The organism is Streptomyces sp. NPDC048604, assembly GCF_043199435.1.
GTDB lineage: Bacteria > Actinomycetota > Actinomycetes > Streptomycetales > Streptomycetaceae > Streptomyces.
The window spans coordinates 114,335-134,619 of sequence record NZ_JBICVX010000004.1; the positions used below are offsets into that span (position 1 = coordinate 114,335).

Annotated in this window: 17 protein-coding genes; 12 read left to right on the forward strand and 5 right to left on the reverse strand. The window is 73.8% G+C overall.

Annotation, left to right across the window (positions count from 1 at the left end):
• Positions 1-54: 54 nt before the first annotated feature.
• From ACGFMM_RS09865 to ACGFMM_RS09875, 3 genes are read left to right on the forward strand one after another with little or no spacing between them, the layout of a single operon-like run.
• Entirely contained in the window at positions 55-855 is an 801-nt protein-coding gene (locus tag ACGFMM_RS09865; RefSeq protein ID WP_393644911.1) for a DUF5819 family protein, read from the forward strand.
• Complete coding sequence (locus ACGFMM_RS09870; protein WP_393644912.1) at positions 852-2,051, forward strand: HTTM domain-containing protein; 1,200 nt, start codon at positions 852-854, stop codon at positions 2,049-2,051. Before ACGFMM_RS09865 ends, ACGFMM_RS09870 begins: the two co-directional genes overlap by 4 nt.
• Positions 2,048-2,734 carry a TrmH family RNA methyltransferase gene (locus ACGFMM_RS09875; RefSeq protein ID WP_393644913.1) on the forward strand — a complete coding sequence of 229 codons (687 nt, stop codon included), beginning with the start codon at positions 2,048-2,050 and terminating at the stop codon, positions 2,732-2,734. The genes ACGFMM_RS09870 and ACGFMM_RS09875 overlap by 4 nt, the downstream gene beginning before the upstream one ends.
• A 94-nt stretch (positions 2,735-2,828) precedes the next feature.
• Here the strand turns inward: ACGFMM_RS09875 and paaN are convergent, their stop codons facing one another.
• On the reverse strand, positions 2,829-4,526 hold the full coding sequence (gene paaN / locus ACGFMM_RS09880) for a phenylacetic acid degradation protein PaaN (protein ID WP_393644915.1): 1,698 nt from the start codon (positions 4,524-4,526) through the stop codon (positions 2,829-2,831).
• A gap of 178 nt (positions 4,527-4,704) precedes the next feature.
• On the opposite strand from paaN, the gene ACGFMM_RS09885 reads away from it, so the two are divergent.
• Together ACGFMM_RS09885 and ACGFMM_RS09890 are read left to right on the forward strand one after the other, a co-directional pair.
• Positions 4,705-6,207, forward strand: a complete 1,503-nt coding sequence (locus tag ACGFMM_RS09885) for a 3-hydroxyacyl-CoA dehydrogenase (protein ID WP_393644917.1) — start codon at positions 4,705-4,707, stop codon at positions 6,205-6,207.
• A gap of 2 nt (positions 6,208-6,209) precedes the next feature.
• Positions 6,210-6,809 carry a TetR/AcrR family transcriptional regulator gene (locus ACGFMM_RS09890; RefSeq protein WP_393644919.1) on the forward strand — a complete coding sequence of 200 codons (600 nt, stop codon included), beginning with the start codon at positions 6,210-6,212 and terminating at the stop codon, positions 6,807-6,809.
• 87 nt (positions 6,810-6,896) lie between these two features.
• Here ACGFMM_RS09890 and ACGFMM_RS09895 read toward each other — a convergent pair whose 3' ends face one another.
• Positions 6,897-7,376: an Lrp/AsnC family transcriptional regulator gene (locus ACGFMM_RS09895; protein ID WP_393645503.1), complete on the reverse strand. Its 480-nt coding sequence runs from the start codon at positions 7,374-7,376 to the stop codon at positions 6,897-6,899.
• A gap of 192 nt (positions 7,377-7,568) precedes the next feature.
• On the opposite strand from ACGFMM_RS09895, the gene pdhA reads away from it, so the two are divergent.
• The 7 genes from pdhA to ACGFMM_RS09930 all read left to right on the forward strand — a co-directional run bounded on the left by pdhA (position 7,569) and on the right by ACGFMM_RS09930 (position 15,659).
• Positions 7,569-8,726, forward strand: coding sequence for a pyruvate dehydrogenase (acetyl-transferring) E1 component subunit alpha (gene pdhA / locus ACGFMM_RS09900; protein ID WP_393644921.1), 1,158 nt, complete (start codon positions 7,569-7,571; stop codon positions 8,724-8,726).
• Positions 8,726-9,757, forward strand: a complete 1,032-nt coding sequence (locus ACGFMM_RS09905; protein ID WP_393644923.1) for an alpha-ketoacid dehydrogenase subunit beta — start codon at positions 8,726-8,728, stop codon at positions 9,755-9,757. The genes pdhA and ACGFMM_RS09905 overlap by 1 nt, the downstream gene beginning before the upstream one ends.
• Positions 9,757-11,130, forward strand: a complete 1,374-nt coding sequence (locus tag ACGFMM_RS09910; protein ID WP_393644925.1) for a dihydrolipoamide acetyltransferase family protein — start codon at positions 9,757-9,759, stop codon at positions 11,128-11,130. Before ACGFMM_RS09905 ends, ACGFMM_RS09910 begins: the two co-directional genes overlap by 1 nt.
• A gap of 84 nt (positions 11,131-11,214) precedes the next feature.
• Positions 11,215-12,129 carry a DUF6457 domain-containing protein gene (locus ACGFMM_RS09915; protein WP_393644927.1) on the forward strand — a complete coding sequence of 305 codons (915 nt, stop codon included), beginning with the start codon at positions 11,215-11,217 and terminating at the stop codon, positions 12,127-12,129.
• The gene (locus ACGFMM_RS09920; RefSeq protein WP_393644928.1) at positions 12,126-13,586 is read left to right on the forward strand and encodes a molybdopterin molybdotransferase MoeA; all 1,461 of its coding nucleotides are present in this window, start codon (positions 12,126-12,128) and stop codon (positions 13,584-13,586) included. The genes ACGFMM_RS09915 and ACGFMM_RS09920 overlap by 4 nt, the downstream gene beginning before the upstream one ends.
• 20 nt (positions 13,587-13,606) lie before the next feature.
• The gene (locus tag ACGFMM_RS09925) at positions 13,607-14,659 is read left to right on the forward strand and encodes a potassium channel family protein (protein ID WP_393645504.1); all 1,053 of its coding nucleotides are present in this window, start codon (positions 13,607-13,609) and stop codon (positions 14,657-14,659) included.
• A 10-nt stretch (positions 14,660-14,669) separates the two neighbouring features.
• The gene (locus ACGFMM_RS09930) at positions 14,670-15,659 is read left to right on the forward strand and encodes an NAD(P)H-quinone oxidoreductase (protein ID WP_393644930.1); all 990 of its coding nucleotides are present in this window, start codon (positions 14,670-14,672) and stop codon (positions 15,657-15,659) included.
• An 81-nt stretch (positions 15,660-15,740) separates the two neighbouring features.
• Here the strand turns inward: ACGFMM_RS09930 and ACGFMM_RS09935 are convergent, their stop codons facing one another.
• The 3 genes from ACGFMM_RS09935 to ACGFMM_RS09945 form a co-directional block, all read right to left on the reverse strand.
• Positions 15,741-16,277: a bacterial proteasome activator family protein gene (locus tag ACGFMM_RS09935; RefSeq protein ID WP_393644931.1), complete on the reverse strand. Its 537-nt coding sequence runs from the start codon at positions 16,275-16,277 to the stop codon at positions 15,741-15,743.
• Positions 16,278-16,438: 161 nt separating this feature from the next.
• Positions 16,439-19,315: an ABC transporter permease gene (locus ACGFMM_RS09940; protein WP_393644933.1), complete on the reverse strand. Its 2,877-nt coding sequence runs from the start codon at positions 19,313-19,315 to the stop codon at positions 16,439-16,441.
• Positions 19,312-20,070, reverse strand: coding sequence for an ABC transporter ATP-binding protein (locus ACGFMM_RS09945; RefSeq protein ID WP_393644935.1), 759 nt, complete (start codon positions 20,068-20,070; stop codon positions 19,312-19,314). The genes ACGFMM_RS09940 and ACGFMM_RS09945 overlap by 4 nt, the downstream gene beginning before the upstream one ends.
• Positions 20,071-20,285 lie beyond the last annotated feature (215 nt).

Consider the following 20,285-nt stretch of genomic DNA (forward strand, 5'->3'; position numbering starts at 1 on the left):
GTAAGGTGTCAACCCTGTGGATGACTGACGGGGTCGATCGGGATCGGGGCGGGGATGGACTCGTACGACGACACGGGCGGGCGCGACCGGTACGGACCGGCCCCCGAGGCCCCCGCCGCCACGGCCTCCGCCCCCGTCGACACGGCCCCCGCGCCCGCTGCGCCCCCGGTTCCGCGAGCCGACGCCCGCACCGGCATGGCCGCTCTGTCCCTGCCATACCAGGTCGCGGCCGCCGTGTCCCTGGCCGTCGTCGCGGTCCTCGCCTGCTGGCACCTGTCGATGGTGTTCCTGCACGTCGCGCCGTCGAACACGCTGACCAAGCAGAACGGCGAGGCGATGGACGACTGGATCTACCCCGAGTTCGAGCAGAACTGGAAGCTCTTCGCTCCCAACCCGCTGCAGACCAACATCGCCGTCCAGGTCCGCGCTGTCGTCGCAAGCGGCGACGGCGGGCGGCGCACCACCGGCTGGATCGACCTCTCCGCCCAGGACGCCGAGCACATACGCGGGAACCCGCTGCCCAGCCACGCCTTCCAGAACGAGCTCCGCCGCGGCTGGGACTTCTTCGTGAACTCCCACAACGCCGACAACGTGCCCCTCGGGCTGCGCGGCCGGCTCTCCGAGCAGTACGTCCGCCGCATGGTGATGCTCCGCCTCGACGAGGAGCGGGTCGGCGGCCGGGTCGAGCGGATCCAGGTGCGCTCCGAGACCCGCTGGGTCGCCAAGCCCCCGTGGAGCAAGGACAGCAGCAGCCGGCCGACCGAGTACCGCATCTTGCCGTGGTGGACCGTGACGGCCGCCGACCTGCCCGCCGGCGCGGGCCGGGACCGTACCGGGACGGAGGCCGCGCGGTGACCGGCACGCCGCTCGACCGCCGGCTCGGGCGCGCCGTCCAGCGCGTCACCGCCGGCGCCCTGGGCCCGTACCAGACCGCGATCGTCCGCATCGGCTTCTCGCTGACCTGGCTGCTCTTCCTGCTGCGCGAGCTGCCGCACCGCCACGAGCTCTACGGCCCCGACGGCCCCTGGGCCTGGGACATGGGCCGCCGGCTGATAGCCGACAACGGCTCCTTCACGGCCCTGATGTGGTCCGACGGGCGCCTGTGGTTCGAGCTGGTCTACGCGCTCGCCGTGCTCTCCAGCGCCCTGCTGCTGGTCGGCTGGCGCACCCGCGCCATGTCGGCGGTCTTCATGGCCGGGGTGCTGTCGCTGCAGAATCGCTCCATCTTCATGGGCGACGGCGGCGACAACGTCATCCACATCATGGCGCTCTACCTCGTGCTGACCCGGTGCGGGCAGGTCTGGTCGCTCGACGCCCGGCGGGCCGCCCTCGAGGCCGGCGGGCCGCAGCGCCGGGACGTCGTCGGACCGCTGCTGTGGACGGTGCTCGGCGGCTTCGTGCTGGCGGCCACGTACTTCTCCGGCCGTACCGGCGAGGTCTGGTTCCTGACGCTGCTGTGGGCGCTCTGGCTGGGCCAGGCGCTGTGGTGGCTGGCCTGCCGATACGCCCCGGGCGAGCCGCGCACGCTGCTCGACGTGGTGGCCAACCTCGTGCACAACGGCGCACTGCTGGTGATCATGGCCGAGGTCTGTCTGATCTACGCCACGGCCGGCTGGTACAAGATCCAGGGTTCGCGCTGGCAGGACGGCACCGCCCTGTACTACCCCCTCAAGCTGGACTACTTCACGCCCTGGCCGGCGCTCTCGGACCTGCTGGCGTCCGGCGGCGTGATGGTGATGCTGCTCACCTACGGAACGGTCCTGGTGCAGGTCGCGTTCCCGTTCACGCTGTTCAACCGCAAGGTCAAGAACGTCCTGCTGGTCGCGATGATGCTGGAGCACGCGGGCATCGCGGTGCTGCTGGGACTGCCGTTCTTCTCGCTGGCGATGATCGCCGCGGACGCCGTCTTCCTGCCCACCGCGTTCCTGCTGTGGCTGGGCGCGCGGGCCGCGGGCGGCCGGGACCGTACGCTGGCGCGGCTGGGCCGGGGTGCGGCGTCGAAGCCGCGGGCCGCCGGGACGGAGCCCCCTGCCCGTACCCTCGTCGGGTGAGCACCAGTACCGCCGAACAGCCGAGCAGTCCCGACGAGCCCCTCCAGTACGACGACGGGTACGGGATCGAGGTCGGCGTCGGGCCGCACCCGGAGCCGCGGCCGCGAGGCGAGCGGTACGACCCGGAGCTGCTGGCCGGCGGCGACCGGCGCAACGTCGTGGACCGCTACCGATACTGGACGCGGGAGGCGATCGTCGCCGACCTGGACACCCGGCGGCACGACTTCCACGTGGCGGTGGAGAACTGGGGCCATGACTTCAACATCGGCTCGGTGGTGCGGACCGCGAACGCGTTCCTGGCCAAGGAGGTCCACATCGTGGGCCGGCGCCGCTGGAACCGGCGCGGGGCGATGGTCACCGACCGGTACCAGCACGTCCGCCACCACCCGGACACCGAGTCGCTGACGGCCTGGGCGCTGGCCGAGGGCCTGCCGATCATCGGGATCGACAATCTGCCGGGCGCGGTGCCGCTGGAGCGGACCGTGCTGCCGCGCCGCTGTGTGCTGCTGTTCGGGCAGGAGGGGCCGGGCCTCACGGAGGAGGCCCGGAAGCACGCCACGACGGTGTGCTCGATCGCCCAGTTCGGCTCGACCCGCTCGATCAACGCGGGCGCGGCGGCGGCGATCGCCATGCACGCCTGGGTCCAGCGGTACGCCGAGATCCCGGACGTTCCCGAGGCGTAGCGGGCCCCGGGCCCGTCCGGCGCACCGGACGGGCCGCGGGACCCACATCGTCAGGCCGCGGGCCCGGCAATCGTCAGGCCGCGGGGCCTGATCGTCAGGACGGGCGACGGACCTCGACGACCCGGAAGCGGTTGGCGACGAACGCGGCGTCGCACAGGGCCGCGTTGGCGGCCGGGTTGCCGCCGGAGCCGTGGAAGTCGGAGAACGCCGCCGTCTGGTTGACGAAGACGCCGCCGGTCAGGTTCAGCGAGAGCTGGGCCGACTCGTCCAGGCAGACCTCCTCGACGTCCCGCTCGACGTCCGGGGACGTCGTGTACGCGCCGACGGTCATCGCGCCCTTCTCGCGGATCGTGCGCCGCAGCAGCTCCAGCGCGTCGCCCGTGGAGTCGACGCGGACGGCGAAGGAGACCGGGCCGAAGCACTCCGAGAAGTACGCGGCCTGCGCCTCCGGCTTGTTGCCGTCCAGCTTCACGATCACCGGGGTGCGGACGACCGCGCCGGGGAAGTCCGGGTTCGCCACCTCACGGGACTCCAGGGCGACCTCGCCGAGCCCCGCGGCCGCCTCCAGGCGGGCCTTCACATCGGGGTTGACCAGGGCGCCGAGCAGCGCGTTGGCCCGGGCGTCGTCGCCGAGCAGCCCGCCGACCGCGGCCGCGAGGTCGGCGGTCACCTCGTCGTACGACTTGGGGCCGGCGTCGGTGGTGATGCCGTCGCGGGGGATCAGCAGGTTCTGCGGGGTGGTGCACATCTGGCCGCTGTAGAGCGAGAGCGAGAAGGCCAGGTTGGAGAGCATCCCCTTGTAGTCGTCGGTGGAGTCGACGACGACGGTGTTGACGCCGGCCTTCTCCGTGTAGACCTGGGCCTGCCGGGCGTTCTCCTCCAGCCAGTCGCCGAAGGCCGTCGAACCCGTGTAGTCGATGATCTTGATCTCGGGGCGGACGGCGAGCGTCTTGGCGATGCCCTCGCCCGGCCGCTCCACGGCCAGCGCGACCAGGTTCGGGTCGAAGCCTGCCTCGGCGAGCACCTCGCGGGCGACCCGCACGGTGAGCGCCAGCGGCAGGACGGCCCGCGGGTGCGGCTTGACCAGGACCGGGTTGCCGGTGGCGAGGGAGGCGAACAGGCCCGGGTAGCCGTTCCAGGTCGGGAAGGTGTTGCAGCCGATCATGAGGGCGATGCCGCGGGCGACCGGGGTGAACTGCTTGGTCAGCTCCAGCGGGTCCTTCTTGCCCTGCGGCTTGGACCAGGCGGCCGGGCCGGCCGGGGTGCGGGTCTGCTCGGCGTACGCGTAGGCCACGGCCTCCAGGCCGCGGTCCTGGGCGTGCGGGCCGCCGGCCTGGAACGCCATCATGAACGCCTGGCCGCTGGTGTGCATGACCGCGTGCGCGAACTCGTGGGTGCGGGCGGAGATCCGGGCGAGGATCTCCGTGCAGACCAGGGCGCGGGTCTCGGGGCCGGCCTCGCGCCAGGCCGTCATACCGGCGCGCATCGCGGGCAGCAGCACGTCGATGTCGGCGTGCGGGTACTCGACGCCGAGGACGGGGCCGTAGGGCGAGATCTCGCCGCCGGTCCAGCCGTCCGTGCCGGGCTGGTCCAGCTCGAAGCGGCCGTCGAGCAGTGCCTGGTAGGCGGCGAGGCCGTCGGCGGCGCTCAGCGAGCCGTTCTCCCCGTAGGCCTTCGGGTGCTCGGGATGCGGGGACCAGTAGGCGCGGCTGCGGATGGTCTCGAGTGCCCGGTCGAGCGTCGGCCGGTGCCTCTCGGCCAGGGTGTCGGTGGTCAGCTGAGCGGCGGCCATCTAGGACCAACTCCTCGGTGAGCTCAATTGAATACAGCGCGCGAAGCGCTCCCCAGCGGGTGGTGGTGGGAGACGGGTGGGCAGGAATGCGCGGACAGAGTTAGAGTAACCGAACGATCGGTCGGTACAAGGGGGTCCGCAGAACCTGTGGATGACCGAGTAGGGGAGGATCACCGACATGACCGCCATCGAGCACAGCCGAACCGTCTCCGTCGTCGGCGCCGGCACCATGGGCCAGGGGATCGCCCAGGTGGCGCTGGTCGCGGGCCATCCGGTCCGGCTCCACGACACCGTTCCGGGGCGGGCCGAGTCCGCCGTCGCGGCGATCGCCGCCCGGCTGGACCGCCTGGTCGAGAAGGGCCGGATGGACGCGGACGCGCGCGCCGCGGCCGTCGCGCGTCTGTACCCGGCCGGGCAGCTCGCCGAGCTGGCCGACAGCGCCCTCGTCGTCGAGGCGGTGGTCGAGCGTCTGGACGTCAAGCAGGAGCTCTTCGCCGCGCTGGAGAAGGTCGTCGACGACTCCTGCCTCCTCGCGACCAACACTTCCTCCCTCTCCGTCACGGCCGTCGCCGGGGCGCTGCGGCTGCCGGAGCGTTTCGTCGGGCTGCACTTCTTCAACCCGGCGCCGCTGCTGCCGCTGGTCGAGGTGGTCAGCGGGCACGCCACGGCCGCGAACGCGGCCAGGGCCGCGTACGACACCGCGAAGGCGTGGGGCAAGACGCCGGTGCGCTGCGCCGACACCCCCGGCTTCATCGTCAACCGGATCGCCCGCCCCTTCTACGCCGAGGCGCTGGCCGTCCATGAGGAGCGCGGCGCGGACCCGGCCACCATCGACGCGGTGCTGCGCGAGTGCGGCGGCTTCAGGATGGGCCCGTTCGAGCTGACCGACCTGATCGGCCAGGACGTGAACGAGGCGGTCACCCGCTCGGTCTGGGAGTCCTTCCACCAGGACGCGAAGTTCATCCCCTCGCTCGCCCAGCGCCGCCTGGTCGAGTCGGGCCGGCTTGGCCGTAAGTCGGGCCGGGGCTGGTACGCGTACGGGGAGGGCGCCGCGGCCCCCGAGCCGCACACCGCCCCGCTGACCGAGCCGCCCGCGGAGATCACCGTCGAGGGCGATCTGGGGCCTGCGCAGGAGCTGGTCGCGATGGTCCGCGAGGCCGGGATCCGCGTGCACGAGACGGAGGATGACCGCGGCACCCGCATCGTGCTGCCGAGCGGCGGGCAGCTGGTGCTCGCGGACGGCCAGACCTCGATCGAGTTCCGCGACGTCGTCTTCTTCGACCTGGCGCTCGACTACCGCGAGGCGACCCGGATCGCGCTGTCGGCCTCGCAGGACACCCCCTGGGAGACCCTGCGGGAGTCCATAGGCCTGTTCCAGGCGCTCGGCAAGAAGGTCAGCGTCATCGGGGACGTCCCCGGCATGATCGTGGCCCGCACCGTGGCGATGCTGGTCGACCTCGCCGCCGACGCCGTCGCCAAGGGCGTCGCCTCCGCCGAGGACATCGACACCGCGATGCGCCTGGGCGTCAACTATCCGATCGGGCCCGTCGCATGGGGCCGCCGGCTCGGCGCCGGCTGGGTGTACGACCTGCTCGAAGAGCTGGACGCGCGGATCCCGGGCAGCCGCTACGCGCCCTCCCTGGCCCTGTACCGCCAGGCCTACTCGCAGGGGGGCGAGTGACCGTGACGACGGCGAAGCGCGACACGTACACCCCGGAGACGCTGCTCTCGGTCGCGGTGCGGGTCTTCAACGAGCGCGGCTACGACGGCACCTCCATGGAGCACCTGTCCAAGGCCGCCGGCATCTCCAAGTCCTCGATCTACCACCATGTGGCGGGCAAGGAGGAGCTGCTGCGGCGGGCGGTGAGCCGGGCGCTGGACGGACTGTTCGCGATCCTGGACGAGTCCGGGGCGCAGCAGGGCCGGGCCGTGGAGCGGGTCGAGTACGTGACGCGGCGGACGGTCGAGGTGCTGACGGCGGAGCTGCCGTACGTGACGCTGCTGCTGCGGGTGCGCGGCAACACCTCGACGGAGCGGTGGGCGCTGGAGCGCCGGCGCGAGTTCGACCAGCGGGTGGCGGACCTGCTGAAGGCGGCCGTCGCCGACGGGGACCTGCGGGCCGACGTGGACATACGGCTCGCCACCCGGCTGCTCTTCGGCATGGTGAACTCGCTGGTGGAGTGGTACCGGCCGCATCCGGGAGCGGGCGGCGACGCGGACCGCGCGCAGCTCGCCGACACCGTGGTGCACCTGGCGTTCGACGGGCTGCGCACGGCGCCCTGAACTGGCTTGCGCACGGCGCACTGAACCGGGCGTGCACGGCACACCGAGCCGGCTGCGCACGGCGCACTGAGCCGTCTCCGGCGGGTCCTATGGCCCGTCGGGGTCCAGGTCGGTCTCCTCGAAGACCAGCAGGGTGCGCGTCGACAGCACCTCGGGGATGGCCTGGATCCTCGTCAGGACGAGTTCGCGCAGCGTCCTGTTGTCCGGCGTGTGCACCAGGAGCAGCACGTCGAAGTCCCCGCTGACCAGGGCGATGTGCGCGGCTCCGGGCAGGGCCTGGAGCTGTTCGCGCACGGTGCGCCAGGAATTCTGGACGATCTTGAGGGTGATGTACGCGGACGCGCCCTGGCCGGCCCGTTCGTGGTTGAGCCGGGCGCTGAAGCCGCGGATCACCCCGTCGTCGATCAGCCGGTTGATCCGGGCGTAGGCGTTCGCCCGGGAGACGTGCACCCGTTCGGCCACCGAGCGTATCGAGGCGCGCCCGTCCGTCTGCAGGATGCGCAGGATGGCCTTGTCCACGGCGTCCAGCGGGCGCGCGGCGAGCGCGTCCTCTCCGCCGTCGGCCATTTGTTCATCCACCATGTCCCCCCGCCTCTCTCGATTGGACGACCTGTCTCCATCCCAGGCTGTGGAGAACCGATTGTCCACAGGCTCGGGCCGCCTGTAGCCAAAATGCGTCCACGACCGAACAATCGGTAGGTGAGGCGCGCCACATTCGCGCCCCCCGCCATCGGGTCTTGTGCCCGCTCCCACGAGGAGGTGGACTCGTTGCAACAGCGCAGTTCGACAGTCCAAGCGCCGCCCGCCGCCGTCGCGTACCGGCCCACCCCGCCGCCCGCCTGGCAGCCGCGCACCGACCCCGCGCCGCTTCTGCCCGACGCCTCGCCCTTCCGGGTGATCGGCACGGACGCGATGGCCGAAGTCGACCCCGAGCTGCTCCGCCGGCTGTACGCGGAGCTGGTGCGCGGCCGCCGGTACAACGCCCAGGCCACCGCCCTGACCAAGCAGGGCCGGCTCGCCGTCTACCCCTCCACCACCGGCCAGGAGGCCAGCGAGGTCGCGGCCGCGCTGGCGCTGGAGGAGCGGGACTGGCTCTTCCCCTCGTACCGCGACACCCTCGCCGCCGTCGCCCGCGGGCTCGACCCCGTGCAGGCCCTGACGCTGTTGCGCGGCGACTGGCACACCGGCTATGACCCGCGGGAGTACCGCATAGCCCCGCTCAGCACCCCGCTGGCCACCCAGCTGCCGCATGCCGTGGGCCTGGCGCACGCCGCCCGCCTGAAGGGCGACGACGTGGTCGCGCTGGCCATGGTCGGCGACGGCGGCACCAGCGAGGGCGACTTCCACGAGGCGCTGAACTTCGCGGCCGTCTGGCAGGCCCCCGTGGTCTTCCTCGTGCAGAACAACGGCTTCGCCATCTCCGTGCCGCTCGCCAAGCAGACCGCGGCCCCCTCGCTGGCCCACAAGGCCGTCGGCTACGGCATGCCGGGCCGGCTGGTCGACGGCAACGACGCCGTGGCGGTGCACCAGGTGCTCACCGAGGCGGTGGCCCGTGCCCGGCGCGGCGGCGGACCGACCCTAGTGGAGGCGGTCACCTACCGGATCGACGCCCACACCAACGCCGACGACGCCACCCGCTACCGCGGGGAGAGCGAGGTCGAGACCTGGCGGGCGCACGATCCGATCCGGATTCTGGAGCGGGACCTGACGGAGCGCGGCGTGCTCGACGAGGACGGCGTACGGGAGGCGGCCGAGGCCGCCGAGACGATGGCGGCGCAGCTGCGCGAGCGGATGAACGCGGACCCGGTGCTCGACCCGATGGACCTGTTCGCCCATGTGTACGCGGAGCAGACCGCGCAGCTGCGCGAGCAGGCGGCGCAGCTGCGCGCCGAGCTCGACGCCGAGAGCGAGGCGTGATGACGAGGGCGACGACGGTGGCGAAGACGGTGGCGGCCAAGCCGCGCCCGGCCACCATGGCGCAGGCGCTGCAGCGCGCCATGCGCGACGCGATGGCCGAGGACCCGTCGGTGCACGTGCTCGGCGAGGACGTCGGCACGCTCGGCGGCGTCTTCCGGGTCACCGACGGACTCCAGAAGGAGTTCGGCGAGGACCGCGTCACCGACACCCCGCTCGCGGAGGCCGGCATCCTCGGCACCGCGGTCGGCATGGCGATGTACGGGCTGCGCCCGGTCGTCGAGATGCAGTTCGACGCCTTCGCCTACCCGGCGTTCGAGCAGCTGATCAGCCATGTCTCCCGGATGCGCAACCGGACCCGCGGCGCGATGCCGATGCCGCTGGTGGTGCGCGTGCCGTACGGCGGCGGCATCGGCGGTGTCGAGCACCACAGCGACTCCTCCGAGGCGTACTACATCGCCACCCCGGGCCTGCACGTCGTCACCCCGTCCTCGGTGGAGGACGCCTACGGGCTGCTGCGGGCGGCGATCGCCTCCGACGATCCGGTGATCTTCCTGGAGCCCAAGCGGCTCTACTGGTCGAAGTCCGACTGGTCGCCGGAATCGCCCGCCGCCGTCGAGCCGATAGGCAAGGCGGTCGTGCGCCGCAGCGGAACGAGCGCCACCCTGATCACCTACGGCCCGTCCGTGCCGGTCTGCCTGGAGGCGGCCGAGGCGGCGCAGGCCGAGGGCTGGGACCTGGAGGTCGTGGACCTGCGCTCGCTGGTGCCGTTCGACGACGAGACGGTCTGCGCGTCCGTGCGGCGCACCGGCCGGGCCGTCGTGGTCCACGAGTCGACCGGTTTCGGCGGGCCCGGCGGGGAGATCGCCGCCCGGGTGACCGAGCGCTGCTTCCACCACCTGGAGGCCCCGGTGCTGCGGGTCGCCGGCTTCGACATCCCGTACCCGCCGCCGATGCTGGAGCGGCACCACCTGCCGGGCGTGGACCGGATCCTCGACGCGGTGGCGCGCCTGCAGTGGGAGGCGCAGAGCTGATGGCCCAGGTGCTCGAGTTCAAGCTGCCCGACCTCGGCGAGGGACTGACCGAGGCGGAGATCGTGCGCTGGCTGGTGAACGTCGGCGACGTGGTCGCCATCGACCAGCCGGTCGTCGAGGTCGAGACGGCCAAGGCGATGGTCGAGGTGCCCTGTCCGTACGGCGGTGTCGTCACCGCCCGGTTCGGCGAGGAGGGCACCGAACTCCCCGTCGGCGCACCGCTGCTGACGGTCGCCGTGGGGGAGCCCGCCGACGGCGCGGGGGCGGCGGCCCCGGTTCCGGCGGCGGCCGCGGCTGCGGCTCCGGCGAAGGCCGAGGCGAAGGACGCGGAGTCCTCGGAGTACTCCGGGAACGTGCTCGTCGGCTACGGCACGGCGGGCCCCGCAGCTCGACGCCGCCGGGTCCGCCGCGACAGCCCCGCGGCACAGCCGGCTCAGGTCGCGGCGGCTCCGGCGGCTCCCGTCGCCGTGGCGCCCGCCGTGGTCGACGGGCCGGTGCCGGTCATCTCGCCGCTGGTGCGGAAGCTGGCCCGGGAGAAGGGCCTGGACCTGCGGGCGCTGCGCGGCTCGGGTCCCGAGGGGCTGATCCTGCGCGCCGACGTGGAGCGCGCCGTGCGCGAGGCGGAGGCCCCCGCGGCCGTTCCCGCCGCCCAGCCCGCCGCGGCGGCCCGCTCGGTTGCCGCCGTCGGTGAGAGGGTGCCGCTGCGCGGGGTCCGGGGCGCGGTCGCGGACAAGCTGTCCCGCAGCCGTACCGAGATCCCCGACGCGACGACCTGGGTCGACGCGGACGCCACGGAGCTCATGGCGGCCCGCGCCGCGATGAACGCGGCGGGCGGCCCGAAGATCTCCGTGCTCGCGCTGCTCGCCCGGATCTGCACGGCCGGGCTCGCCCGGTTCCCGGAGCTGAACTCGACCGTGGACACGGCCGCGCGGGAGATCGTCCGGCTGCCGTCCGTGCACCTCGGCTTCGCCGCGCAGACCGAGCGCGGTCTGGTCGTGCCGGTGGTTCGCGAGGCGCACACCCGGTCGGCGGAGTCGCTGACGGCCGAGTTCGCCCGGCTCACCGAGTCCGCCCGGCAGGGCACGCTCACCCCGGCGGACCTCACCGGCGGCACGTTCACGCTGAACAACTACGGGGTGTTCGGGGTGGACGGCTCCACGCCGATCATCAACCACCCCGAGGCCGCGATGCTGGGCGTGGGCCGGATCGTCCCCAAGCCGTGGGTGCACCAGGGCGAGCTGGCCGTCCGGCAGGTCGTCCAGCTGTCGCTCACGTTCGACCACCGGGTCTGCGACGGGGGCACGGCCGGCGGCTTCCTGCGCTACGTCGCGGATTGCGTGGAGAACCCGGCGGTGCTGCTCCGCACGCTCTGACCCCTACCGGCCGTCTCCGTACGGCGGACACCGCCCCGGACGCCCGGGCCGAGGCTCTTCCCCTGCCTCGGTCCGGGCGTCGTCATGGGCGCGGACCATACTGCTGGGGTGACGACCTCGTATGACGCCATCGTGCTCGCCGGCGGTGCCGCCACCCGGCTCGGCGGGGCGGACAAGCCCGCGCTGAGCGTCGGCGGGCGGGCGCTGCTCGACCGCGTGCTCGCCGGATGCCGGACCGCGGGGCGGACCGTCGTCGTCGGCGATCCGCGCCCGACCGTCCGGGCGGTGGCCTGGGCGCGCGAGGAGCCGCCGGGCGGCGGCCCGCTGGCCGCGCTCGACGCGGGGCTGCGGCAGACCGCCGCCGACGTCGTGCTCGTGCTCTCCGCCGACCTGCCGTTCCTCGGCGAGACCATGGTGCGCCGGCTCGTGGACGCCCTGGCCGACGACACGGCCGGCGACACCGCCGCCGGCACGGCCGGCGCCGCGGAGGTCGACGCGGTGCTCGCCGTCGACGCCGGCGGGCGCGACCAGCCGCTCGTGGCGGCGTACCGGAGCGCGTCCGTACGGCGGGTGCTCGCGGCGGTGGCCGAGGAGCACGGCGGGCTCGCCGGGCTGCCGCTGCGACGGCTCACCCAGGGGCTGCGGACCGCCCGGATCGCCGCGGACCCGCTGGCCTCCTTCGACTGCGACACCTGGGAGGACCTCGCCGCGGCCCGGGCACGGATCAGGGAGCATGGGAACGTGCTGGACGAATGGATCACCGCAGTCAAGGCCGAACTGGGCATCGAACTCGACGTCGACACCGGCGTCCTGCTCGACCTGGCGCGCGACGCCGCCCACGGGGTGGCCCGGCCCGCCGCCCCGCTGACCACCTTCCTCGTCGGATACGCGGCGGCGCAGGCGAACGGCGGCCCCGAAGCCGTCGCCGAGGCGGCCCGCAGGGCCGCCGCGCTCGCCGAGCGCTGGGCCGCGGAGGCCTCGCAGGGCGACGCCGGATGACCCCGCCGACCGCCGCCGCCGGCGCAGGTGCCGGGAACCACGCCGGTACGGGCGACCCCTCCCGTAGGGGCGACCCCGCCCGTACCGGCGATCCCGACGGCCTCTCCGGCGCGTTCGACGACGCCCTCGCCCTCCAGGCCCCGGCTCCCGCCCCGGTCCCGGCCGCCCCCGGCCCGCCCCGCCCGGGTCCCGCGGCCGCCCCGGCCCCCGCCCCCCACGACCGCCACAGCGCCACCCCCTGGCCCGATGCCCGGGAGACGGCGCGCAAGGCCGCGGCCGCCGCCCGGCCGGCGCCCGAGCCGGTCCCCCTCGGCGCGGCGCTCGGACGGCTCCTCGGCGGGCCGCTCGCCGCGCTCACCGATCTGCCGTCCTTCGACACCTCCGCCATGGACGGCTGGGCCGTCGCGGGCCCCGGCCCCTGGCGGATCGACGAGGACGGCGCGGTCCTCGCCGGGCACGCCCCCGCCGGCGCCGTCGACGACGGCACCGCCGTACGCATCGCCACCGGCGCCCGGATCCCGTCCGGGGCCACCGCCGTGATCCGCAGCGAGCACGCCCGCACCGACGCCGGGGGCCGGCTGCACGCCGACCGCGAGGTCGTCCCGGGCCAGGACATCCGCCCGCGCGGCCAGGAGTGCCGGACCGGCGACCCGCTGCTGCCCTCCGGCGCCCTGGTCACCCCCGCCGTGCTCGGACTGGCCGCGGCCGCCGGGTACGACGAGCTGTTCGTCCTGCCCCGCCCCACCGTCGAGGTCCTGGTCCTCGGCGACGAGCTGCTCACCTCGGGTCTCCCCCACGAGGGTCTGATCCGTGACGCCCTCGGCCCGCTCCTCGGCCCCTGGCTGCAGGCCCTCGGCGCGGACGTCCTCGGCACCCGGCGCATCGGCGACGACGCCGACGCCCTGTACGGCGCCGTCACCGGCTCCGCCGCGGACCTGGTGATCACGACCGGCGGCACCGCCGCCGGCCCCGTCGACCACGTCCACCCCGTCCTGGCCAAGGCCGGTGCGGAGCTGCTGGTGGACGGGGTGAAGGTGCGCCCCGGCCATCCGATGCTGCTCGCCCGGCTGGCCGACGGCCGCCATCTCGTGGGGCTGCCCGGCAACCCGCTGGCGGCCGTCTCCGGGCTGCTCACGCTCGCCGAGCCGCTGCTGCTCGCCCGCTCCGGCCGGCCGGCCGCGGAGCCGTACCGGGGACCGGTGCGCGACGAGGTGCAGGGCCATCCGCACGACACCCGGCTCGTCCCCGTCGTCCACCACGGCGACCACCTCGTGCCGCTGCACTACAACGGGCCCGCCATGCTCCGCGGCATCGCCGCCGCGGACGGCATGGCCGTGGTCCCGCCGGGCGGCGCACGCGCCGGCGACACTCTGGACGTACTCGATCTGCCCTGGTCGGCGCCCATGGCGCTGTCTCCTGAGGCGGGCACCGCCGCCGCAGGAGGGTGTTTCACGTGAAACTGTCCGGACAGGACGTCATGGCCCGCCAGGCCGACGAGAACGCCCGGGTGAAACTGCCCCGCCGGATCGTCGAGAAGCCGCTGCGCCAGGTCGCCAAGCGGCTTCTGATGGCCTTGGGCGTGCTCCTGCTGACCATGATCATCGTCTACATCGACCGCGACGGCTACCACGACAACGCCGACGAGACGGTCGACTTCCTCGACGCCGCGTACTACTCCACGGTGACCCTGTCCACCACCGGGTACGGCGACATCGTCCCGCACAGCGACAGTGCCCGGCTCACCAACATTCTGCTGATCACGCCGCTGCGCGTGATCTTCCTGATCATCCTGGTCGGCACCACTCTCGAGGTCCTCACCGAGCGGACCCGGGAGGAATGGCGGCTGAACCGCTGGAGGACCCACTTGCGCGACCACACCGTCATCGTCGGCTTCGGCACCAAGGGGCGGTCCGCGCTCCAGACGCTCTCCACCACCGGTCTGGGCAAGGACCACATCGTCGTCGTCGACCCGTCGAGCAAGGTCATCGAGGCGGCGAACGCGGACGGGTACGTCGGCGTGATAGGCGACGCCACCCGCAGTGACGTACTGCTCCGGGCCGAGGTGCAAAGGGCCCGTCAGATCGTCATCGCCACCCAGCGGGACGACACCGCCGTGCTGGTCACGCTGACGGCGCGCCAGCTCAACCGCGGGGCGAAGATCGTGGCCGCGGTCCGTGAGGAGGAGAACGCGCCGCTGCTGCGCCAGTCCGGCGCGGACGCGGTGATCACCAGCGCCAGCGCCGCCGGCCGGCTGCTCGGCCTGTCGGTGCTCAGCCCCAGCGCGGGCACGGTCATGGAGGATCTGATCCAGCAGGGCTCAGGTCTCGACCTGGTCGAGCGGCCGGTCACCAAGGCCGAGGTGGGCAAGAGCGTCCGGGAGACCGAGGACCTGGTGGTGAGCGTGCTCCGCGGGCACCGGCTGCTCGGCTACGACGATCCGAAGGCCAGCCCCCTGCAGTTGACGGACCGTGTGATCACGATCGTCCGGGCCGCTGCTGTCGGCCCGCGGACCACCCTGCCGCCGGAGTAGCCTCGCCGACATGCATGCGATCACGATTCCGGAACCCGGCGGCCCCGAGGCCCTCGTCTGGGCCGAGGCGCCCGATCCCGTGCCCGCCGAGGGCGAGGTGCTCGTCGAGGTGGTGGCGAGCGCGGTCAACCGCGCCGACCTGCTGCAGCGCCAGGGCTTCTACGACCCGCCGCCCGGCTCGTCCCGCTACCCCGGCCTGGAGTGCTCGGGCCGCATCGCGGCCCTCGGCCCGGGGGTGTCCGGCTGGTCCGTCGGCGACGAGGTGTGCGCGCTGCTGGTCGGCGGCGGGTACGCGGAGAAGGTCGCCGTCCCCGTCGGGCAGCTGCTGCCCGTACCGGAGGGCGTGGACCTGGTGACGGCGGCGGCGCTCCCCGAGGCCATCTGCACGGTCTGGTCCAACGTGTTCATGATCGCCCACCTGCGCCCCGGCGAGACGCTGCTGGTGCACGGCGGCGCGAGCGGCATCGGCACCACGGCGATCCAGCTGGCCAAGGCGGTCGGCGCGAAGGTCGCGGTCACCGCCGGCGGCCCGGAGAAGCTGGAGCGCTGCGCCGAACTGGGCGCGGACATCCTGATCGACTACCGGCGGCAGGACTTCGTCGAGGAGCTGCGCAAGGCCACCGACGGCGCGGGCGCGGACGTGATCCTCGACATCGTCGGCGCGAAGTACCTGGAGCGCAACGTCCAGGCGCTCGCGGTCAACGGCCGGCTCGCGATCATCGGCCTCCAGGGCGGTGTGAAGGGCGAGTTGAACCTGGCGGCGCTGCTGGGCAAGCGCGCCGCGATCACGGCGACGACGCTGCGCAGCCGTCCGCTGCACGAGAAGGCGGCCATCGTGGCCGCGGTGCGCGAGCACGTCTGGCCGCTGATCGCCGCGGGCACGGTCCGTCCGGTGATCCACACGACGGTGCCGATGGAGGAGGCCGCCGAGGGCCACCGGGCGCTCGACTCCGGCAGCCACGTCGGCAAGGTGCTGCTCCTCGCCCCGCAGGCGCTCTGACGCCCCGGACGACCGCATGGCGAAGGCCCGGCACCACGAGGTGCCGGGCCTTGCGCACGGGCCGCGTCGTTCAACGCCGTTCTACAGGTACGGCCCCGAGCGCGCACCGCCGTGTCCGCGCTCCTCGTCGTCGGTCGGCGCGCCCGGCGGGAGCGCCCGGCGCATCTGCTCCAACTGGGCGCGGGCGGCCATCTGCTGGGCGAACAGCGCGGTCTGGATGCCGTGGAACAGGCCCTCCAGCCAGCCCACCAACTGGGCCTGCGCGATGCGCAGTTCCGCTTCGGACGGGATCGCCTCGTCGGTGAACGGCAGGGAGAGCCGCTCCAGTTCCTCGACCAGCTCGGGCGCCAGCCCGTCCTCCAGCTCCTTCACGGAGCTGGCGTGGATGTCCTTGAGCCTGACCCGGCTCGCCTCGTCCAGAGGAGCCGCGCGGACTTCCTCAAGGAGCTGCTTGATCATGCTGCCGATCCGCATGACCTTTGCCGGTTGTTCGACCATGTCCGTCACGGGAACCTCGCGCGACTCGTCGTCCGCGCCGCCGATCGCCATTCCGTCCTGGCCCACGACCAGGATGTGGGGGCTCTCCTGCGACGACCGTTCACTCCTCGGCATCTCCATGCCGCCCATTCTCTCGCACACCAGCCTCACCAGTCGGTGTGCCCCCGGAGGAGGGTGATCCACCCTTCTCCGAGGGCCCATTCGCGCGGGCGGGGGCGCGGGGCCGTCCGCGCCCCCTCTCAGGTCGCCGCGCGCCCCCTCTCAGGTCGCCGCGCGCCGCCTCACGTCGCCGCGCGCCGGGCCAGTGCGCCGCGCGAGCGGGTGACCAGGGCCGCCAGGACCGCCGCGCCGAGCGGCACGAGGACCAGCAGCGCCCCGAGGGTGTCCCACGGCACGACGATCGGCACGTGCGGGGGCGGTCCGACCAGGTCGGCGCCTCCGGGGTTGTCCGCGAGGGCCTGCTCGTACCAGCGCTGCTGCTGGCGGGCCTCGGTGAGCCGCAGGGCGATCGCCGGCAGTACGCCCGTCGCGGAGCCGAGGAGGACGCCCATGGCCGCGACCACCCCGCACTGGAAGCCGCTCAGGGTGCGGCGGACCCGCGGGGGCGCGCCGACCGCGGCGAGGGTCTTCAGGTCGGCCTCGGCGTCGGCCTGGGCCAGACCGGTGGCGATGCCGGCGGCGCCGATGGTGACGAGGCCGGCGAACACGGTGAGGGCCAGCAGCACGATGCCGCTCTCGTTCTCGTAGCCGACCTCCACGTGCAGGTCGACGGAGCTGCCGAGCCGGGCGAGCTCCGCGTCGAGCTTCTGGCGCTGCTCGGAGTCGGGGATCCGCTCGGTGTCGAACAGCGCACCGAACGGGACCGTGGTCAGTCCGGCGGCCTTGGCGGCGGTGGGGCTGACGAGCGCCGTCATCCCGTAGTTGCGCCCGCCTTCGGCGAGGTGGGCGGGCAGGGACACGACCCGGCCCGGGGTCTCGGTGCCCTCCTCCGTCGCCCTGTCGGCCGCTTCGGTGTCGGTGACCAGCCGGATGCCGACCTTCCCGGACGCGTCGACCACGGGCTTGCGGAAGGCGACGATCTTGCCTGCGGCGAGCGCCTGCTCGGCGGCCGGGTCCTTGATGCCGAGGACCTTCAGGACCTTGGCGTCACCGACGACCACCCCGCCCTCGACGTTGACGCCGAGTTCGTCGTACACCTTGCAGCGCCAGTCCTTGGCGAGCTTGGAGGCCTCCTCACGGCTCATGTTCCGGACGGGGTCCGGGTTCGCCTTGGTCGAGATCCACAGCGGGCACTCGTTGGCCTTGGGGACGACGGCCTCGGCGCGGCCGCAGCCCTTGGCGCCGTCGTACATCGAGCAGCCGGCCCGGCCGGCCGTGACCCGGCCGAGGTCCGCGCGGACCTCGACGGGGAACAGCCGCTGCACGGCCTCCCGGGCCGCCGGGGCGTCCCGGCCGCCCTCCTCGCCGACGGACACGGAGACCGCGCCGTGCGGCAGCGCGGGGCTGTACTCGGCGCGGCGCTGCGCCTCCACGCCGGCCGCGTACGTGGCGACGGCGACGGTGCCGGCGACCGCGGCGAGCACGGCGGCGACGGCGGGCGCCGTACGGCCCCGGTTGCGCACCGCGTCCCGCAGGGCGAGGCGCGGGGAGAGCGGCAGCCAGCGGCCGGTGCGGCCGAACAGGCCGACGAGCGCCGGAGTCATGGCGACGACGCCCAGCTCGGCGACGGCGCTGCCGAGCGCGACGAGGGCGAAGTGGTCGGAGACCACCGCGCCGTACAGCGCGATCGCCCCGCCGAGCAGGACCGCGCCGAGGCCGGCCAGCGGCAGCACGCGGCTGCTGCGACGCACTCCGCGGCGGCCGGTGAGCGAGGCCAGCACGGACTGCCGGGAGGAGGTGATCGCCGGCACGATCGCCGCGAACAGGCCGGTCAGGACGGCGAGCAGGGCGATGCCGAGGAGTTCCAGCGGGCGGATGTCGAAGCTGCCGAACCGGCGGCCGACGTACCCCTCCAGGACGGGCTGAAGGGCGTACGTGAGCACCAGGGCCAGGACCGTGCCGACGACGGCCGCGGCGGCGCCGATGACCAGACCGCCGGAGAGCACGATGGCGCGGATGTGCCGCCGGTCTCCGCCGTTGGCGCCGACCAGGCCGAGCTGCCGGCGCGAGCGCCGGGCGCCGACCGCGAACGCGGGACCGGCCAGCAGACAGATCTCCAGCATCGCCAGACCGACGACGGTGGCGACGACGGCCAGCGCCTCGGCGTGGGCGCGCAGGCTCTGCTCGTACGGGTCCCAGCCGTCCTTCTGGTAGAGCGGGACCTCGGACTTGGCCGGCGGGTCGAGCAGGACGGCCCGGGAGACCACCGTGACGCCCTTCTCGTTGGCCTCCTTGACCATGTTCCACGTGAAACCACCGGACGCCTTGACCAGGTGGGTGGTGGAGATGTCGACGTGCTGCAGGCCGGCCTTCTCGGCGGCCTTGGCGTACGGGGCGAGGAACGCGCCCGGCAGGGCGTTGACCTGGTGGGCCGTCAGCTCGCCCGGCAGCTCGTACACGCCGACGATCCGGTACGTGCGCTCGAAGCCGCGGGCGGTGAGGGACGAGCCCAACTTCAGGCCGCTGTCCTCCAGGAAGCGCTCGGTGACGGCGAGTTCGTCGGCCCGCTGCGGATACCGGCCGTCGAGCAGGGTGAGCATGCCGCGGGTCATCGGGTCGCTCGCCTTCAGCTCCCGGATCTCCGCCTGCAGCAGCCCGTACTCGGTGGTGAGCTTGGCGCTGCCCGTGCTGTCGGTGAGGGTCGTGGACCCGGCGGGGAACACGGTGGCCAGCTGCGCCGGGCCGGGGCGCGGGCCCGTCGAAGGGGCCGTGTCGTCCTCGTCGGCGACCGGGGTGCTCAACTCGCCCGGGGGGTCCTGGTAGACGGGCTCCCCGCCGTAGCCGGCGTCCTTGACGCGCGCGTCCGCGGCGCCGATGGAACGGGCCACCGACTCCTCGGTGGACAGCTCGGCGCTGCGCAGGGTCAGGTCGGCGGCGCTGACGCCGAGGATCGGCAGGGCGATCATGGCGAGGACGAGGAAGCTGCGTCCCTTGTAGCGCCAGGCGTCGCGGCGGGCTATGCGCACCGCGGCGCGCCAGGAGTGGAACCAGTTCGTCACCGCTGGGCCGCCCGGCCGGACAGGAGCGAGTCGGCCTCGCTGCGGACGGTCTGGTCGACGACGGCGCCGTCGCGCAGGAACACCACGCGGTCCGCCCAGGCGGCGAACCGCGGCTCGTGGGTGACCAGGACGCCCGCGGCCCCGGCGTCGCAGCGGCTGCGCAGCAGGGAGAGCACGGCCTCGCCGGTCTCCGAGTCCAGGGCGCCGGTGGGCTCGTCGGCCAGCACCAGGCGACGGTCGCCGACGAGGGCGCGGGCCAGCGCGATGCGCTGCTGCTGACCGCCGGACATCTCGTCGGGGAACCGGTCGGCGAGGTGCGCCAGTTCCATCTCCTCCAGCGCGGCGACCGCCTCGACGCGGGCCTTGCGGGCGGAGACGCCGTCGAGTTCGCGGGGCAGGGCGATGTTCTCGGCGGCGGTGAGCGCCGGGATCAGGTTGTAGTCCTGGAAGACGTAGCCGATGCTGCGGCGGCGCAGGGCGGCGAGCTGCTTGCGGTCGGCGACGGTGATGTCCTGGCCCTCGACCAGCACCCGGCCGGAGGTGGGGGCGTCCAGGCCGCCCGCGATGGTGAGCAGCGTGGACTTGCCGGAGCCCGACGGCCCCATGACGGCGACGAGTTCGCCGGCGTGGACGTCGAGGTCGATGCCGCGCAGGGCGTGCACCTCGGTGGCCCCCGAGCCGTGGACCCGGGTCAGGTTCTGCAGTTGCAGCACGGGCTGCGCCGAGCGGTCGGGGTCGGGCGTGGTTGCGGACATGGGACGGTTCCCCCCTCGGGCGTACGCGCAGGGGTGCGCGGACGCGGCGGCTGAGGCGTACGGAGCGGTGGCCGCGTACGGAATGGTGGGTGGTGCGGCACGGGGGCCGCGTGGTCTGATCGGCGGCGGCTCGGAAGGCCGCGTCGTCTGAACGGCGGCCTGTCACAGGCCGCGTGGTCGGGACGCCGCGGCCTGCGCGGGTCCTGGGGCCGCGG

Coding starts and splice junctions, on each gene's coding strand:
- ACGFMM_RS09920 (WP_393644928.1), top strand. CDS start 12,126: ATGACCCCGCCGACCGCCGCCGCCGGCGCAGGTGCCGGGAACCACGCC.
- ACGFMM_RS09895 (WP_393645503.1), bottom strand. CDS start 7,376: ATGGCCGACGGCGGAGAGGACGCGCTCGCCGCGCGCCCGCTGGACGCC.
- ACGFMM_RS09945 (WP_393644935.1), bottom strand. CDS start 20,070: ATGTCCGCAACCACGCCCGACCCCGACCGCTCGGCGCAGCCCGTGCTG.
- ACGFMM_RS09925 (WP_393645504.1), top strand. CDS start 13,607: ATGGCCCGCCAGGCCGACGAGAACGCCCGGGTGAAACTGCCCCGCCGG.
- ACGFMM_RS09930 (WP_393644930.1), top strand. CDS start 14,670: ATGCATGCGATCACGATTCCGGAACCCGGCGGCCCCGAGGCCCTCGTC.
- ACGFMM_RS09935 (WP_393644931.1), bottom strand. CDS start 16,277: ATGGAGATGCCGAGGAGTGAACGGTCGTCGCAGGAGAGCCCCCACATC.
- ACGFMM_RS09915 (WP_393644927.1), top strand. CDS start 11,215: ATGGGCGCGGACCATACTGCTGGGGTGACGACCTCGTATGACGCCATC.
- ACGFMM_RS09905 (WP_393644923.1), top strand. CDS start 8,726: ATGACGAGGGCGACGACGGTGGCGAAGACGGTGGCGGCCAAGCCGCGC.
- ACGFMM_RS09865 (WP_393644911.1), top strand. CDS start 55: ATGGACTCGTACGACGACACGGGCGGGCGCGACCGGTACGGACCGGCC.
- ACGFMM_RS09910 (WP_393644925.1), top strand. CDS start 9,757: ATGGCCCAGGTGCTCGAGTTCAAGCTGCCCGACCTCGGCGAGGGACTG.
- paaN (WP_393644915.1), bottom strand. CDS start 4,526: ATGGCCGCCGCTCAGCTGACCACCGACACCCTGGCCGAGAGGCACCGG.
- ACGFMM_RS09885 (WP_393644917.1), top strand. CDS start 4,705: ATGACCGCCATCGAGCACAGCCGAACCGTCTCCGTCGTCGGCGCCGGC.